Source organism: Metasolibacillus sp. FSL H7-0170, assembly GCF_038593115.1.
GTDB lineage: Bacteria > Bacillota > Bacilli > Bacillales_A > Planococcaceae > Metasolibacillus > Metasolibacillus fluoroglycofenilyticus.
Window position 1 is genome coordinate 1,798,627 of record NZ_CP151964.1, and the last position, 17,909, is coordinate 1,816,535.

Here is a 17,909-nt window from a genome sequence, read left to right on the forward strand (position 1 = left end):
GTGTAGCAAGCTACACCATCTTACATTTTATATTAAAATGCATCGAACTTTTATTACAGTTTCGTTACTTTATAGTAATAATAGCTTTTTTATTGTTGTCCGTACGTATATCGCTGCGTGTTTCCATCAAATGAGAAGACAGTTTTTCTAAAATCAAGTACGTTATCTGCTGCATCTGTAATTGTTACATTTGGATTTAATTCAACTGTTACTACTTCACCTTGTTGAATCGTACGTGATAGAACAATATTTAATACTCTATTATCACTACTATAATTAACACCTGTTGCTATGTCTGTATTACCAATTTTCACAGAGAATGGGAGAGTAGATGTAGTACGCACAGGCTCTGAGAATGTGAGGCTGATTCTTTCCCCAACTTTTTGTGGATTGATGGATACATTAATTCCATCTGTTACATATGGTTTAATATTTTCACGCAACACTAATGGCACATTATAATAAGGATCTACTAATACATTACGACCAGTTGCATAAACATTATTAATTGTTACATTTGTTAAGAATTGATCTAATTGTGCTGTATCGTTTACTGTGACACGTAAATCAATTTGACGGTTAGCCAGTCCACCTTGTGTCGGTAAAGCACTCACTACCTGTGCCCCTTCTACAAAATAATTTGTAAAATCTGCTGCTGAAGCGAAATCAACAGCATGTGAGTATGTTACACGAATGTTTTGGTATCTGCTACCTTCAGTTGTAGGAACCGATTCTACTCTTTCAACAATTACTCTACCTGTAACACTACCTAAATCACCTAAACGGTCAAAATTAATTTGCTGTGGTGCAGTTGCGACAGCGTACCCATATTCGCTAATTACACCTGTTAAATGCAATTGCCCAACATATTTTGCACCTGCAAAGTCTGTACCAACGCCTAATAAGTCACGTAGCTTAACACGTAGCGCTTTATCGTTCGCTGCTACTTTTTGTGGGATTGCTGAAACATTCAGTTGTCCTTGTTGACCATTTGATTGTGAGTACCACCCTGTAAAGGCTATATTTGGGTTAGGCGCCAAGTTAATATTGCGGTCAAATAAAACTTCTAAATATTCTTCATTATTTTCTTTGACAACCTTTGTTGATACATAGTTCGGCACCGTTGTATCTCTGACGAAATTAAAGTACATATAAAATGTATTTACTTCACCTGATAGGTCTGTGATGTAGCGACCTGATGCGTTCGCTACTGTTGCATACCCATTTAATTCCTGTGCTGTTTCAATGACATACGCCTTCGGTTCATTTTTATCTTTTTCTACATTAATAACACCTAAAGTTTGTGAGTTTTGTGTTACCGTAATGTCTGAACGCGTCAAATCACGAATTTCCTCTGAGAAAATCAGCTTAAATTTACGTGCTCCAACTTGCTCAATATTTAATAATGTTGGGGCAACACCATCACGGACACCGATTGTAGCTGACGTTTTAATGGTATTTGCAGGTGCAACATTATTTGAAATATCCACTAATGCACCGAACGTAATATTGACAGTAGTTCCTGGCGATAAAGCTACTCCATTCACTGATGCATTTGTAAAGTCATATGTTACCTCTGTTGCATTTCTTTCTAATACCCCCGTTACATTCGAAATAATCGAACCGTTCGGTAATGTAAATTGCGTTGTTCCAGAAGTGTTTACTACAGGCTCTGTAAACTTTACCTTTATTCGTGTGGCACTTGCATTTTCAACAGAAGCAATATCCGGCGCTGCTTTGTCTGCGACGAATGTTGGCACTTCATCATATTTAATCAACGTTAAGCCTTTTTCCGTTTTTACACCTTCTACAACAACATTATAGCGCCCTTCTGCTAAAGGCTTTAATCCTTTAATCGTTACTGTTAAAGATTTTTTATCAGCGCTTAGCTCACCTTTTAGTAAATCTACTTTACCTGGTGTTGCGATTCCCGCTACTTTAACAATTTTATTTACATCTGCTTCATTTAATACGTTAGCAAGTGCCACTGGTTGGTTAAAGTCAATTTTAATTTGCGCACTATTCGGATTTGAAACCGCAGTTACCTTTAAGTCTGGCACTTCATATTTTACTTTTGCAGAATACTCTACTTCATCAATTGTGAATGTTACATCTGTTTCCACATTTTCAACTAACGGCTTTGACAGCGTTACTGTATATGCTTTGTCATCTGACAACGTCACTGAAAGCTTGTCCGCTGCTTGCACTTCTATTTTTTTAACTGTTAAAACAGGCTTCGTTTCAACATTTAACATATGGTATAGGAAATAAGCAAACTGCCCACGCTTCGTCATATCTTTCGGGTTAAATGAAGCACCTTTTACCATGTCATAATAATCGAGTACCGCAATATTTGTTTGGTGTTCAACTGTTGTTCGATTTAAGTCAGAAATTGTGCTTGTAAAGCCCTGTTCCTTCACATGCGCTACATAATCAAAGTCATTGATAACATTAAATGCGCGCACAAGCACCGTTGCCATTTGGTCACGACGCATTTCATCGCGGTGCATTAACTGACCAGCGCTACCTTGGAACACCCCTACATCTTTAACAAGTGCCGCATATTGTAAGAGCTCGTCCTGAGATTGAGCTGTTAAATCTGTAAAACGCATTTTCGTTTTGTAATCACTTGGAACCTCATGCCCTAATGACACTAAATATTTTCCTAATAGCTTTACAACATCTGAACGCGTTAATGAATTGTTTGGAAGAAACGTTCCATCTGGATAGCCATTAATAATCCCCGCATCTACTAATGCTAAAATTTCATTCTCATACATATGACCATTCAAATCTTTAAAAGATGCCGCACTTGCAACTGGCGCTACCGCCGAAGCTACTAACGCTATTGCTGCCGTAGAAGCTAGCATTTTTTTATATGATTTTTTCATTTATTCTTCCTCCTTTAATAGAAATGCTAAAATTACAACCTATTTGTTATTTTAACATTTTTTTTGCTCTTTTGGTGTCTAGCATAATTTTTTACATAAAATTAGACGCATATTTTTGGAGGAAGTTACATTAGAAATGATTTATTTGAATATTTGCGATTTGCCACGAGTTATTTGCGGCTTCTCTAATATATTTGCGACTTGCCCCGGGTTATTTGCGGCTTCTCGAATATATTTGCGACTTGCCCCGGGTTATTTGCGGCTCCTCAAATATATTTGCGACTTCCCCCCGATTTATTTGCGACTTGCCCCGGGTTATTTGCGGCTCCTCGAATATATTTGCCCCTTGCCTCGGTTCTCGCTCTATTTTTTTACAGAAATCAAGTATTTTCTTCCTTTTTTATCTCCTTCGTGTGGAAAGTTTAGCTTTTTTAATAGACGGCTTGCAGCATAGACTGAAGTGACTCCAGTAAAATTACGAAATTCCCTATTTGTAATCCAATTATCAATTAGCAACTTGTAATCTTCCATTGCTTGCAGTAATAGCGCACCTCCATCCTTTGTTTTACATTTAAGGCAGATGAATTGCCCGTATTGAAATAACATTTTGTAATTATTATTACAATTTTCACATAGAACGCCTGAGTGTATTTTTGTTTTATCAATATTTAATTTTGGTGTGGAAATCGTATGCATTTGAAGTAACTCATATTTAAGTTGTTGGAGTTGTTCTTTTGATAATTGTGGTTTGTACATCGTTAGAAGCTTTCGAACATAGAATTCCAAACCGCTACAATGAAGGATTGGTTCATTTGGGGGTATTTGACCAATAATTGTTTTCGGGTGGGCTAGCACAATTACATAGATGACAGGCAAAATGGGGAATAGCTGTCGTAGGAAGCGTTGATGACGGCGTACTTGATCAAGTGGATTTCTAAAGCCCTGGAGAGTTCCGTTTTCAAGAGTTCGAGTAAACTGATGGCACTTTTCATCAAAATCAATACGCCCCGCAATATTTTTAATTTCAACGATAAGAATAAATTTTTCGCAAAGAAATAGCGTATCCATTTGATGCGAAGCTGTGCTGAAATTATGAAGTAAAAAAAATTTCTCATCTAATTGCATATCATGCCAGCTACGGTCGACATAGCGCTCTCCGGCTAGCCCTTGTTGCACTCGAATTAATTCATCTTTTAATTCCGGGAACCCTCGACGAATGGCAGCTTGCAACAAATATGCTTTTCCGGATTCCTCTCGAGGTAAAATAACCATTTAAACCCTCCCTTTTACAGTCATTTTACTGTATCGTCCCGCTTGTCGGCAATCATTAAAAGTCAAAGTTTCATAATATTAACTAAAACAAAAGACTGCTCGAAAATCTGAGCAGCCTCTTTGTTTTACTATAAACCGTCAATCACTTCCAAGAAATTAATAACCATTTTTGCCGTGTGCGCACGTGTTGCTGGTGCTGTTGGCTTGAACTTCCCTTGGTCACCTGATGCAATACCTAGTTCTTCAAGCATTGCAATCGCTGTAATTGTTTCTTCATTGTACTTGCCTAAGTCAGTAAATGATGGCTGACCTTTTGGCACATACTTCTCACCAGTTACATATTCATAAGCACGATATAGCATTAATGCAAGCTGTGCACGCGTCACGTCACCTGATGGATTGTATTTACCATCTGTTCCTTTTGCAATACCTGCTTCAAAAATTGCGGCAATTTCAGCCTGTGTTGCCTCTGCATATTTGCCAATATCGCTGAATGGTGCATTCCCACTCGCCTTTAAATCTAATGCTCGTGCTAAAATGGATGCGAATTGTGCTCGTGTTACGTTGGCATCTGGCTTCACTTCACCGTTTTCATTTCCTTTTAAAAGACCTTTGTTAATCATTTGTTGGATATAGCTTGCTGCCCAGTGGTTTGCTGGTAAGTCTGTTGGCACAAACGATGGAGCTGGTTTTTCTTGCTCCTCTGGCTGTGTTATTTCAGGCTTTTCAGCTTCTGGTTTCGCTTCTGGTGTTGTTGAACCGCCACCACCAGTGCTACCTCCTCCACCAGAGCCTCCACCACCAGTCCCACCACCTGGATTTGGATTTGGCTCAGGGTTTGTTTTACCTGGATTTACCGTGACAGGAATCACCACTGTATTTGTGCCGTAATTCACTGTAATTGTTGTTGTGCCGGATTTCTTCGCTGTTACTAAGCCTTCCGTTACTTCCACAATACTATTATCAGCAACCATATATGTCGCCAACTTCGTTACATCTACAACTGTGTTTGACTCAAATGTTGTTGGTCTAGGTGGACCATCAGCTTTTGCAGTTGCATTTATTGGTGCAGATGACTGTTTAACAGGCACAGATGAAACAAATGCTAGCTTATTTGAGGCTGCCTTTGTGAAATCTTCTTCATCCACATTATTTGAAATATCCAATCCATCCGATAATGTCGCAGCATCAAGTTTATTGATTATATTTTGTGATGTAATAATTGAAACTTCTTCTCCGAAAATCGTGTGCTCGCTTATATTGCCAGCAGCATCTAAAATAATAATCGTTATAGAATCTGTTGCTTCATTTAATTGCTCTCCTACATTAAATGCAAATGTTCCATCCTGCTGTAAAGTAATGAAGTCGTCTTCAATAATTTCATCATCACGTGTGACAGCATACAATACAATTAATTTACTATTAATATCGTAGCTTAAACCGTAAGATGCTAATAATGCTTTATAATCAACATATTTGTCATCTACTTGGGCATCTACTGCAATATTTACAGTATCACTTGATGTAACCGTCGCCGTATCACCCGATGTTACTGAATCAGATGTAATATTTATACTCTTCAATGCAGCGGCTGTCGATTTGACAAAGACAGGTCCCACATAATCTCCGATTACCCCCGTTGGCGTTAGAGCAGTGAAATCAATTGTATAAACTCCATCTGGAATAAGCTCAGCGCCTGTGCTACTCCACGGTGTATAGTAACCATCTATCTCTAAGCGCCATGAGCCTGCTCCAAGTGAGGTACTTGCATGTAAATAGCCGATATACCCGTCATCATGCTCACCACCCTCAGGATCCTCTAAATCCCAAAGCTCAATATAGTTTGTGGCAACATCGCCTGTTAATGTAAAGGTCAACTCAGCGCTGTCATTAATACCATCATCATTAAACGATAAATCTGTTTCCGTAATCGCCATATTTTCAATAGTTGTTGGTGCTTCTCCACCAAAATCTGCAGCGAAAGGTAACGAAATCGTTGTATGCGTCACAGGCGTTGTTGTCGTTTTCTCAACAACATTTAACTGAATCGCCTCTTTCTCCGTCATGTTTAATTCAGCTCTATCTACGAAAATTTGAGTTTCTGTAGTTACCGTTTGAGATGGTGTGAGATGGATATAGCCAAAAATTTCATCCCCTAATTTTGCTGCCGTGTTGCGTGAGGCTGTTAATGTGACAGTCAAAAGCTCCTCACCGTTTAAAGTAAAGGAGGATTTATCAACCGTTACCGTAGCATCACCAAAGCCTTGTAGCATATCAACAGAAACGCTATAATTACCACCTATACCGCCAATGTCTTGCACGGTTATTTCTTTTGTTATTGAAATATTTTGTTCTTTAATCGGCTGCAGTCCAAATGTCACAGAACCTTTTTCATGCGCTACGATTGCACCACTTGCATCACGTTTCGCTGTGTCTTGCACGTAGGCAAGAGCACTTGGAAATGCTGCCTCGTAGGCATTAACGCGCCCCGCTCCTTGGTCAAATACATCATATTTCGATGTATCTAAAATAGCAGCAGTATTTGCTAACGCTACTTTGACATCAAATGGTGTCCAGCTCGGATTTGCCTGCTTTATTAATGCTGCAATTCCTGCAATATGCGGAGTAGCCATTGATGTACCTGTTTTACGGTCGTATGCTTGCGCTGGATTGATTGCCTCTCCAGCAGCAGTATTTGTTTTATAAGTAGGCACTGTTGACATAATATTTGTCCCAGGTGCTACTACATCCGGCTTAATATCAAAGTTTGGCGTAGACGGTCCGCGAGAGCTTGAATCGTTTATTTCATCTCCAATAGATGACATAGAGCCGTATTCATTAAAGCTAATTGTTCCTACTGTCGCAGAAGCTAACGCACTTCGTAAAGCTTCCCCATCCGTTACAGACATATCAAATGTTGGAATAAAATCAAAAGAATCTCCTAAAAATGTTTCAGAAGGTCCTGGCGCATTCGTACCACCTGCAAAGTTATGAATAATCGCCCCAACTGCTCCAGCATTTTTTGCATGCTCTATCTTCTCCACAAAGGGTATATCTCCTCGTGAAATAAGTGCAATTTTTCCATTCACATCAATACCCGTATAATTAGCAGCCGTCCCTATACCCGGTACAGCGACTAATTCAAACTCGCCGCTTAACTGCTGCGCTAAATCTTCCCCAAATGTTGTTGCCATTAAATTAAGCTGTTGCGACCATTCAAAACTTCCTGCTGATACAGTCACTACTGCATGATAGGCTGTTTCAGGATTCGTTGAGTTTCCGACAGCAATCCCTAGTGGTGATGTTGCTGGTGTTCCCATAGTACCTCGCCCAGGTCCATCATTCCCCGTTGCGATTACCGCAATTACTCCAGCCAATGCCGCGTTATTAATAGCAAATGAGCTTGCATCATTTTCTGAATTCGAGCCACCGCCTAAAGATAGATTAATAACATCTATCTCCTGTTCAACAGCATATTCAATCGCTGCCACTATGCCTGATGTTGCCCCGCTTCCATAGGCTCCTAGCACACGATAAGAATATAAATCGACTTTGGGAGCAATCCCTTTAATCCCATATTGATTGGCACCTATTGCCGCGATTGTTCCCGCTACATGCGTACCATGTGACGTCGCATATGAGCTTCCGCGCGCATTGACAAGCGGTTGATGGTCAGGTCGTTCAAATGGTTTCGTTTCAGAGCCATCATTGTCATCACGTGGTAGTTTATACATATTCGGGTCATGCAGGATAAAGTTTTTACCACCTTTATAAATGCCCGCAAACTCTGGGTGTGTTGTATCAATGCCTGTATCTAAAACAGCCACTTTAACACCTTGTCCCTCTATACCTCTTGCCCAAAGTTGCTCAATGCCTAAAAACGAATTACTCGTATTCATATATGCCTCTACTTGACCAGCAGCCGAAGCTTCTTCATAAGCATATACTTCAGCATCTGGTTCAATCAGCGTAACTCCTTCGATTTCTAGCAATTTTTCTAAATCACTAGCTTTTATTTGTGCTGCAAAGCCATTTAATACTGTATTAAATGTATAGCCTTGCTCAAAGGAAACGTTTTCCTTCTTCATTTCTTGAAGCACTTCTGCTTGTTGCATTTGTACAGTTTGTTCCACTTTTTGTGCTTCTGCTGCACTAAAGCTTCTTCCTTCTAAATCTCGAATTCCTTTTTCTAGTGCGACAGGTTTCTCAGATAAATGCACAATGACTGCAACTGGACTATTCCCAGATAAATCCTGCAAATCAGGATGCAGTACTGCTGGTCCATTAGAAATATTTAGTTGTTCGACTATTGCTGCTTTTGTTAGTAATGTGGCTTCATCATTTGACGATTTTAGTTTGCTAAAATCATCATTCGCCGATACTTGCATTGGCGAAAGCATACTGAGGATCATGATAAATGCTACGAAAATAGCAAATAATTTTTTGGTCCCTTTGTTCCTCAACAACAATTCCTCCCTCAAATAATTTAATTTGAACCCCATACTACAAAAAGCGAGTTAATAAAGTGAATGCCCAATCTGCATAGACTCCTACCTTTACAGATTATGAATCTTCACTAATCGTGCAAAGCTTGCTACCTATGAATGCGCAAATCAATTATTAACTCTAATCCCGCCAACAAACAGCCACTCTGTCACAATGATGCTTGTCTATTCAAACAGGATACTATGACAATATATGCTCAAAAATATTATTCTATGTGAAAAATATTTCAAAATACTTCATAGATTCCTACCATAATTCCGGAAAATTAGTTAGAGGAAATAAATGTTGTAAGAGGTTACCCAAAAAATATGAAAGGATAAGAAGCATCATAATTATTCGCAATTTATCTAAAGAATGTTCCCCCAAATAAAAACGCATGAAATCAAATCATTTTTTCGATTTCATGCGCCTTATTTAATTTAAAACGAACTCGTTTGTTACTCATACTGTCGGCATTGATTGTTCTTCTTCAACTAATTCTCAAGGAAAACTATGGTTTCTAACGAAATATTTAGCCGCTGCCTCAAACTATTTCAACCTGCGTAATAAGGCATTTTTAGTTTCATTATTTGGCAACTCCTGTACTATTTTCATTGCTAAATCTCGATTGCTCTTTGTCTTTTTCTTTTCGTAATTGGTTACACGGATTTTAGCCTTTTCTAGCTGATTATTTAAAATAACTTGTAGGCGTTTAGATAATTGTACGCTTCGCGTCTCATCATATACCTCTCCAATAGCCTTCAATGCAGCATTGTAATTTTTCAGTGTTGATGTCTTTGCATATGCCGAGACATTTGTTTCAGCTAATTGATTAAGCGTTTGCACTTTACTATTTAGCTTATTAAGCAAGTCAGTTTTGACAGTTGATACAGGTACCATATTAATAGCAGCTTGCGCATCCTTAAAATTTTGTTTTGTAGGGTTTTTCAAAAAACGTTCTAATTGTGCAACAGCAGGTGTCGCAAACTGTTGCAATGCCTTCTCTAGACGCTCCTCCAGCTGCTCGCTACCAGCAATTCCCTGTATATTTTTTAAAGCTTTGCTCGCCCTACTATAGGTATGCGCTGTTTGATTATAAATAAATTTATCTACTTCTTTTGTTGCATTTTCTAGATGTTGAGCTAAAGCCTCATCAAATTTCTTTTGCAGAAAAGCTTTTTTATCTCCCGACTTCATTTCACCGACGAGCTTGTTCAACTGAACGTAAGTACCCTCTGTTGGCTTAATGATGAAATCAGCTAATAATGGCTCAATCTGCTCAATAAGTAATCGCTCAGTTTTATTCTGCTCATTTTGTAGTGCAAGAGCTTCCAAGCTTCGATACTTTGGGAAGCCATGACCATACCATTCATCATGACCCGGTGAACCCAAATCCTCTGCCATTAGATGTAGTCCTTCACGCAGTTCTTTTGCCGTTAATTCTGGATACTGCTCAATTAATAAAGCTAACAAACCCGTAATATGCGGTGCTGCCAATGAGGTTCCTTCATATGTGGCGTATTGATTATTCAAAAAGGTGCTATAAATATCCTCTCCCGGTGCTGCAAAATCATTCTCAATGCCTGTCCCGCTATATGGGGAACGAATTAATTGGCGATTTACTGACGCAACAGCTATTACTTCATCATGACGCGCAGGGTAATTGATTGTGGCGCCAGTGCCATTAGCAGTCCCCTCATTCCCACTAGCAGCTACAATAAGCACCCCACTCTCTGCCGCACTTTTCACAGCCTCATACAGCACCTCACTGTACTCCAAGCCTCCAAAGCTCAAATTAATGATATGGATGTTGTTGTCAATCGCCCAGTCTATTCCCTTTATAACGGTTAGTGCACGACCCATCCCATCGTTTTCAATCACCTTCACGGCATATAACTCTACATTGGGCGCAATCCCAGCAATCCCGAATCCATTATGCTGTGCTGCAATAATACCAGCTACATGTGTACCATGTCCGTGCACATCATCATATGTATCTCCAATAAAAGAAATAGCACCTGCGATTTTTAAATCAGGGTGGCTTGCAATTCCCGAATCGAGTACAGCCACCTTAACGCCTTTACCTGTATAGCCATTTATCCATGCATCATGAACATTCATTGCATCTAAATTCCAATGCTCAACCTCAGCTAATGAAGCTCCTGTCATAAGCTGCGCTTGTTCGTTCAGCTGTATAGACTGATTATCTTCAAATAAACGAATTTGCGAATGGCTTGCAAGTTTAGCATAAGTTTCTGCTTCTAATCGAACGACAATAAAAGGTAAGTTTTTAAACTCCTCTATAACTTCACTTGCATGCTGTATAGCAATTTTCCTACCTTCCTCCGATTTATATTGCACAATTACCTCTTTTTGCAAATTCGCAAAAGCATGTGGCTGCATGATTATGCACAAAACAAATACAAAACTTAAAGACAACAGCCTTCTCATAAAGCTTTCCACCTTTACATTATTTTTCATAACAGAGTTTTGTCCTTGTTGATATAATTAATAAGCATATTGCCAATGATTCTATCAACTTCTCACTGCTAATTTCTTAGTGTTTTATAGTGAAATTATACTATAAAATTAATGCAGGTCAAATTTACTATCTTTAAACAAATTTATGATAAAAATAAGACGCATGAAATCAAAGCAATCGCCTCGATTTCACGCGTCTTAATTAATTTTAAACTAACGATTTTCAACAATTTCTAAGAAATGAATAACCATTTTTGCTGCATGTGCACGTGTTGCTGGTGCTGTCGGCATGAATTTCCCTTTGTCACCTGCCGCAATGTTTAGCTCTTGTAGCATCGCAATCGCCGCCATTGTTTCTTCATTATATTTACCTAAATCCGCAAATGTTGCTTGACCTTTAGGTACATATTTTTCGCCTGTCGCATGCTCATAGGCACGATAAAGCATTAGTGCTAGCTGCGCACGTGTTATTTCACCTGAAGGCATATATTTACCATCTGTGCCCCTTGCAATACCTGCCTCAAATATCGCGGTGATTTCCTCCTGCGTTTCGGCTGCATAGTTACCTATATCGCTAAATGGCGCTTTCCCATCTGCAGTTAAACCTAGCGCACGCGCTATAATTGATGCAAATTGGGCACGTGTTACATTGGCATTCGGCTTCACTTCGCCGCTTTCATTACCTCTTAGTAAACCGCGCTCAATCATTTGCTGGATATAGCCTGCAGCCCAATGATTCGCTGATAAATCTACTGGGATGAACGGTGATTTGTTTTCTTGCTCCTCTGGCTGTGGTATTTCTATTTGAGGCTTTTCGGATTCAGACTTTCCTTCCTCAGGTTGAGCTTCTGGTGCTCCACCTCCGCCTCCTGGATACCAACCACCTGCGCTATTATTAGGTATTACTGTTACAGGAATCTCGACAGTTTGCCCATTATAGCTGACAGTAATTGTTGTTGTTCCTAGCGATTTGCCATATACTAGACCATTTTTCACCTCTACCATATTGCTATTTGCTACAGAGTAAGTAGCTTCTTTCGTTACATCAGTAACGCGGTCATTTGTAGAAGCTTTTGCAATATATGGTGTCAAGCTTGCTTGAATATACTTTGCATGAGCTCGCGACACAATCTGTTCTGCAGCATTTAATTCAGGCTCTCTTGCAGAGATTTCGAACGTATTCACCTTCTGAGCTACAACCTCACCTTTATTATTCACAGCATCTGTTACAATTACTTTTACCGTATCGGCTGTTGTGCTTACACCTTGGATTCCTAAAGAAAATGAACCATCTTCATTCAATATAAATGCAACAGGTGTATTATCGTTCACTGCATATTCCGCTTTTAATTTACTATTTAATTTATAGTCAAGACCATAATCTTTCAACGTCTTATTATAATCAATATATTTATCAGTAACCTGACCACTTAACACAACACCACCTGTATCACTACTCGTAACTGTAGCATTTACGGTTGGAGCTGTCCGTTTGACAATAACAGCATCGCCTGTCCACGAGCGAATTTCACCACCAGATGCTGGCCATCCAATAAAGTCGACAGAATATACCCCTTCCGGCACAATACCTATATTGTTTTCCCAATCAGCATATTCTGGTCCGATATTTCTCGAATGTCGTCCGGCTTGTAAGTTTTCTAAATACGCTACATAACCAATTGCCCCTGTTGCAATCGGAGCAGATACATTCAACTTTTCAAGATTACGTAAATAAACCAATGCCTCGTCTACAGGTCGTGTAATTTCAAAGGACACTGTAGCCGTATCGTCCGATGTCGCAAATGATAAATCATTAGCAGAAATACTAAAATCCTTAATATCTGTTATAACGCTAAAGTCCGCAGCAAATGGCAAAGAAATTTCTGTATAATAGCCATGTGTTTGCGTTGTTTTTTCAAAGACATTTAGCTGTGCCTGTTCCCCTTGTCTCACAGTAAGTGTAGCTTGATTCACTAATAACGATGAAGTCGTTAGCGCAGGCTCTGTTGGTGTAATATAAATATAGCCGAACATTTCATCACCAAACTGGGCATTATCGTTTTTAGAAGCCTGTAATGTCACCGTTATTGTTTCTTGACCATTCGGTGCTAATACAATCGACGGCTTATCCACAGACACAACAGCATCGCCAAAGCCCTTTAAAGTATTAATCGTCACTTGATAACGGCCGCCTAACCCCTTCATATCCTTTACAACAATTTGCCTTTGCACTAAAATATTTTGCTCTTTAATAGGCTGTGGACCAAATGTAACTGTTCCTTTAATATTCGGAACGATTTCATTTGTTTGGTCACGTAAAGCCTCATCCTGCACGTATGCTAGCGCACTTGGGAAAGCCGCATCGTAGGCATTGACGCGTCCAGCCCCTTGCTCAAACACATCATAGCCATCTAAAACCTTTGCTGTATTTGAAAGTGCGACTTTAATATCAAATGGCGACCAAGTTGGATTGGCCTGTTTCATTAATGCAGCAATTCCAGCAATATGAGGTGTTGCCATGGACGTACCCGTTTTCTGTCCGAATATTTGATTGGCAGCTAACGGCTCACCTGTTAGTAAATCATAGGTTGGAACTGTCGATAAAATATTAGTACCCGGCGCTACTACATCTGGCTTAATATCAAAGTTAGGTACAGATGGACCACGCGAGCTAGAATCATTAATTTGGTCATAAGAAATATACGTGTGAATATTAAAACTCACTTTTCCAGCTCCGGTTACTAACGCTTGCTTAATTGCCTGCCCTTTCTCTAATGACATCCCAAATGCTGGGATAAAAATTGGTGATTCCCCTTGAAAGGCATTTGTTAAAGGCCCCGTTGCATTATTATAAATAATTGCCCCAATTGCCCCTTCCGCCTTAGCATTTGCTACTTTGTCAATAAAGCTAATCTCACCTCGTGAAATAAGTGCTATCTTTCCTTCAACATCAATGCCTGCGAAGTTTTCAGGCTTCCCTAGTCCAGGAATATTAACTAAATCATATTCACCGCTCAACAGCTCAGCTACATTAGCCCCTTGCGGCAATGTAATTAATGTTAAATCCTCTGAAAATGTTTGATTCCCTACAGTAACAATTGTAGATACCTCTGTTTGTAATTCTGGCTTTGTTGAGTTCCCTACCGCAATGCCAAGTGGTGCTGTCGCTGGCGTTCCCATTGTGCCGCGCTCTGGACCATCATTCCCAGTCGCAATGACTGATATAACACCTGCTAACATGGCATTATTAATAGCAAATGACCCTGCATCAATTTCTGTATTGGAGCCGCCACCTAATGAAAGGTTAATAACATCCATTCTTTCATTAACTGCGTACTCAATTGCCGCAATAATACCAGACGTTGCGCCACTCCCGTATGCCCCTAACACACGGTAAGAGTAAAGGTCGACTTGCGGAGCGATACCCTTAACACCTAGCTCATTCACACCGATTGCAGCAATTGTACCCGCTACATGCGTGCCATGTGATGTAGCAAATGTACTCCCTCTATCATTTACCTCTCGCGCACTTGGATGACGCTCACTAGGCTTTGTTTCAGAGCCATCATTTTGATTCCTTGGTACTTTGTAAAGAGTTGGATTATCTTGAATAAAGTTTTTACCACCCTTATAAATCGGCTTCAAATCGGGATGGTCAACATCAATTCCTGTATCTAGTACCGCAACTTTAATTCCTTGCCCTTCATAGCCCTTCTCCCATAAACGACCAATACCTAAGAAATCATTTGTGACATTCATCTGCGCATCAATTTGCCCATCTGCCTGAGTCGTTTGCACCTCAGCCGTATATACTTCGACATCCGGCTCAACTAATGTAATCCCTTCTATGCTTAACAGCTTCGACAAATCGCTTGCTCGCACCTCTGCTGCAAAGCCGTTCAACACCGTATCATACGTAGAACCTTGCGTGAAAGAAATATTTTCGCCTACCATTTCCTGCACAACAGCTTCTTGCTGTGTCAAAACGATCTCCTTTGCTACAGACGCATCGGAATTCGAGAAAGTCTTCCCTTGCAACTCTGCAATCCCTTGCTCTAGCGCCACCGGATTTTCTGATAAATGAACGATAACCCCTACCTTTTGACTACCACTCAATCCCTTTAACTCATCATGTAATCTTGGTTTCCCCTGTCGTAGCAGCAATTGCTCTAAAATTGCCTGATTCGCTAATAAAGCACTTTCATCCGAGTTGCTCGAGTCCAACTCATCCGCCGCCACATTCATTGGCGAAAGTAAACTTAAAAACAAAATAAATACAACAAAAATAGCAAAAAAACGATAAACCCCTTTGTTCCCCAAAATCATTCCTCCCATACAAATGAATAGTGCTTCATATTGTAAACAACAAATTAATAGGTTCCCTTCCACCAAAAGGAACCTCATAAACTAGATTTCATCTTATAATTATCTATCAAATTAAGATGAAACGTTTTTTACAATATATTCATAAAGATATAATTCTATGTAATAATCGTCAATCATTTTTCTGATAAAACGAACAATTTGGTTAATTCAAACTATTCCCATTTGTATACTTTATACCTAAATACCTATTTATAAGGAATGAGAGGATGGGAAAACGCTTCCATTTTGAATGATTAAACCTTTTAAGGTAATCGTATTAGTTAAGACAACCTTTTTACCATTTCGTTTTTTATATGCCGGAGGCGTTATATAATTGTCCGTTACCGGTAAATTCCTTGTATCTTGTTGTCTTGCTTCTAAATCCTGCTCAATATATTTTCTTACTGTATTGCGTGACATGTTAAGCTTAGCCGCAATTTGACGTTGGCTTGTATTGTGCTGGTGGTACTCAATCAGCACTAATTGCTTTTTCTCCAAACTGATCACCTCTATATCCTCCTAACTTTTAACAGTTAGGATTATTTTGATAGAAAGTGGCTCTCATTTCAATTGCGTTGATGGCTCAGTTTTAGGGTTCTTACGCAAAATTGGTGATGGATTGCTCAAAGTGCTATTCGGGTATAGTAACTTAAAAGGACGTGGCTTTCATGTATGAAATGATTACTCCATTTGGAGCGAATTTTGAGTTAGTACACCAAGAAGCATCGGATATTGAAATGCGATTTTTTCTAATTAGTCGTACAAAATCGGCTATTTGTCCAAAGTGCCAACAAGTAAGCACACGTAGACATAGTCGCACAAAACGCCAAATTAAAGATTTACCCATTGTTCAAAAAGAGGTCATTTATCATATTCAATTAACAAAATGGTTTTGCGAAACAAGTTCATGCACTTCCAAAATTTTCACTGAACAGTTAACAGAATGTCCAGCGTATCAACGTTTTACGATACGAGCAATGGACTTTTTGCGACAGTTGGCATTTAAAATGAATTGTGTACAGGCTTCGAATTTAAGTCGTAATTTGAAATTGCCTGTCAGTCACGATACACTTCTTCGTCTCATCTATAAAACACCAACACCTCAAATGACATCTCCCTTTCCTTGCGATTGATGATTTTGCCTTTCGTAAAGGAATTCATTATGGGACGATTATTTGTGATTTACGCACAAATAAACCTATTTGTCTACTGAAGGGGCGAGATATGAATACGGTGACCAATTGGTTACAAGCACAGCCACCTATTCATCTTGTGGCAAGAGATGGCTCACGTAGTTATCAAGCCGCCATTAGCAATACTTCATCTTCTATCTTGCAAATCAGTGACCGTTTTCATCTTGTTCAAAATCTCTATAAAGTTATGAAAGAAATGATACAGCGATTATTACCATCCCATTGGGAAAAGCCAGACTCCTCCAATAATCGATTATCTATCCCTATCACTAGTTTAAATGAAAAAGAAGAAGCAAAATGGCAATTAATCCAGGTGATTCAAAAAGAAAAGCAATTAGGTTTATCCATGAGGGGTCTTGCAAAAAAATATAAGATAAGTCGTAATACCGTTAAAAAATACTTAGAAACAAATCAGCCACTCACTTATAGCCCAAGAATAAAGCGGTCAATTAATACTACAGAATTTCAAACATCCATTGTAGAAGGACTTGAAAAGAAACAATCGATTACAGCGATTTTTCAACAACTTCAACAACAAGGATTTACTGGCAGCTACACCGCTGTTCGAAATGCCATAAACCAAATGAAACGTACGCCTGTTCAAACACAACTGTTCAGTAGACGACGGATTATCTCATTATTTTGGCGTAATCACGCTCACTTAACAGTGAAGGAACAACAACAGCTTCATCAAACATTGACGATTTATCCAGTAACGCAAGAAATATATGCGTTTGTTCAATTATTTCGCGAAGCGTATCAAACCTTAGATTTTCCTTATTTTCTTCGTCTTAAAGCGAAGTTTCAATCAAGCAAATTAAAAGAAATAACACGATATCTTTCCATGATACGTGAAGATTTAGAAGCCATTAAAGCTGCTTTTTTCTATACGTATAATACAAGCATTGTGGAAGGCCAAATTAATCGATTGAAAATGATCAAACGGCTCATGTATGGAAGAGCCAGTTTAGAGTTGTTAGAAAAGAGAGTGCTACTAAGTTGATATTGTTATTTTAAGATAATTTTAGGGATTGCAAATACATGGTTAATGCTTTTTTCACTAACTATGCGTAAGAACCAGTTTTAGCTTAACAAATATAATCATCTATCAAATCTTTAATTTCGTCTTTAAAAATAGCTAAATTACTCAATGTATTGCCCCCATTTTAAAAGAAATTTTGCGTATTAATTACATTATGTTCATACATGTACTCTATATATG

At 39.0% G+C, this 17,909-nt stretch carries 8 protein-coding genes; 2 read left to right on the top strand and 6 right to left on the bottom strand.

The genetic code is table 11. The features are described from left to right. Positions 1–89 precede the first annotated feature (89 nt). The 6 genes from MHH70_RS08440 to MHH70_RS08465 all read right to left on the bottom strand — a co-directional run bounded on the left by MHH70_RS08440 (position 90) and on the right by MHH70_RS08465 (position 16,001). The gene (locus tag MHH70_RS08440; protein ID WP_342473058.1) at positions 90–2,891 is read right to left on the bottom strand and encodes an S-layer homology domain-containing protein; all 2,802 of its coding nucleotides are present in this window, start codon (positions 2,889–2,891) and stop codon (positions 90–92) included. Between the two features lie 363 nt (positions 2,892–3,254). Then, on the bottom strand, positions 3,255–4,163 hold the full coding sequence (locus tag MHH70_RS08445) for a nuclease-related domain-containing protein (RefSeq protein ID WP_342473060.1): 909 nt from the start codon (positions 4,161–4,163) through the stop codon (positions 3,255–3,257). A gap of 128 nt (positions 4,164–4,291) precedes the next feature. Then, positions 4,292–8,626 carry a S8 family serine peptidase gene (locus MHH70_RS08450; protein WP_342473061.1) on the bottom strand — a complete coding sequence of 1,445 codons (4,335 nt, stop codon included), beginning with the start codon at positions 8,624–8,626 and terminating at the stop codon, positions 4,292–4,294. A 571-nt stretch (positions 8,627–9,197) separates the two neighbouring features. Continuing rightward, on the bottom strand, positions 9,198–11,099 hold the full coding sequence (locus tag MHH70_RS08455) for a S8 family peptidase (RefSeq protein ID WP_342473062.1): 1,902 nt from the start codon (positions 11,097–11,099) through the stop codon (positions 9,198–9,200). Between the two features lie 243 nt (positions 11,100–11,342). Then, positions 11,343–15,449 carry a S8 family serine peptidase gene (locus tag MHH70_RS08460; protein ID WP_342473063.1) on the bottom strand — a complete coding sequence of 1,369 codons (4,107 nt, stop codon included), beginning with the start codon at positions 15,447–15,449 and terminating at the stop codon, positions 11,343–11,345. A gap of 255 nt (positions 15,450–15,704) precedes the next feature. Then, positions 15,705–16,001, bottom strand: coding sequence for an HTH domain-containing protein (locus tag MHH70_RS08465; RefSeq protein WP_342473064.1), 297 nt, complete (start codon positions 15,999–16,001; stop codon positions 15,705–15,707). Positions 16,002–16,162: 161 nt separating this feature from the next. Here MHH70_RS08465 and MHH70_RS08470 point away from each other — a divergent pair, with 161 nt between their 5' ends. Continuing rightward, positions 16,163–16,627 carry a transposase family protein gene (locus MHH70_RS08470; RefSeq protein WP_342471477.1) on the top strand — a complete coding sequence of 155 codons (465 nt, stop codon included), beginning with the start codon at positions 16,163–16,165 and terminating at the stop codon, positions 16,625–16,627. 40 nt (positions 16,628–16,667) lie between these two features. Next, positions 16,668–17,690: a transposase gene (locus MHH70_RS08475; protein WP_342473145.1), complete on the top strand. Its 1,023-nt coding sequence runs from the start codon at positions 16,668–16,670 to the stop codon at positions 17,688–17,690. The last annotated feature ends 219 nt before the right edge of the window (positions 17,691–17,909 follow it).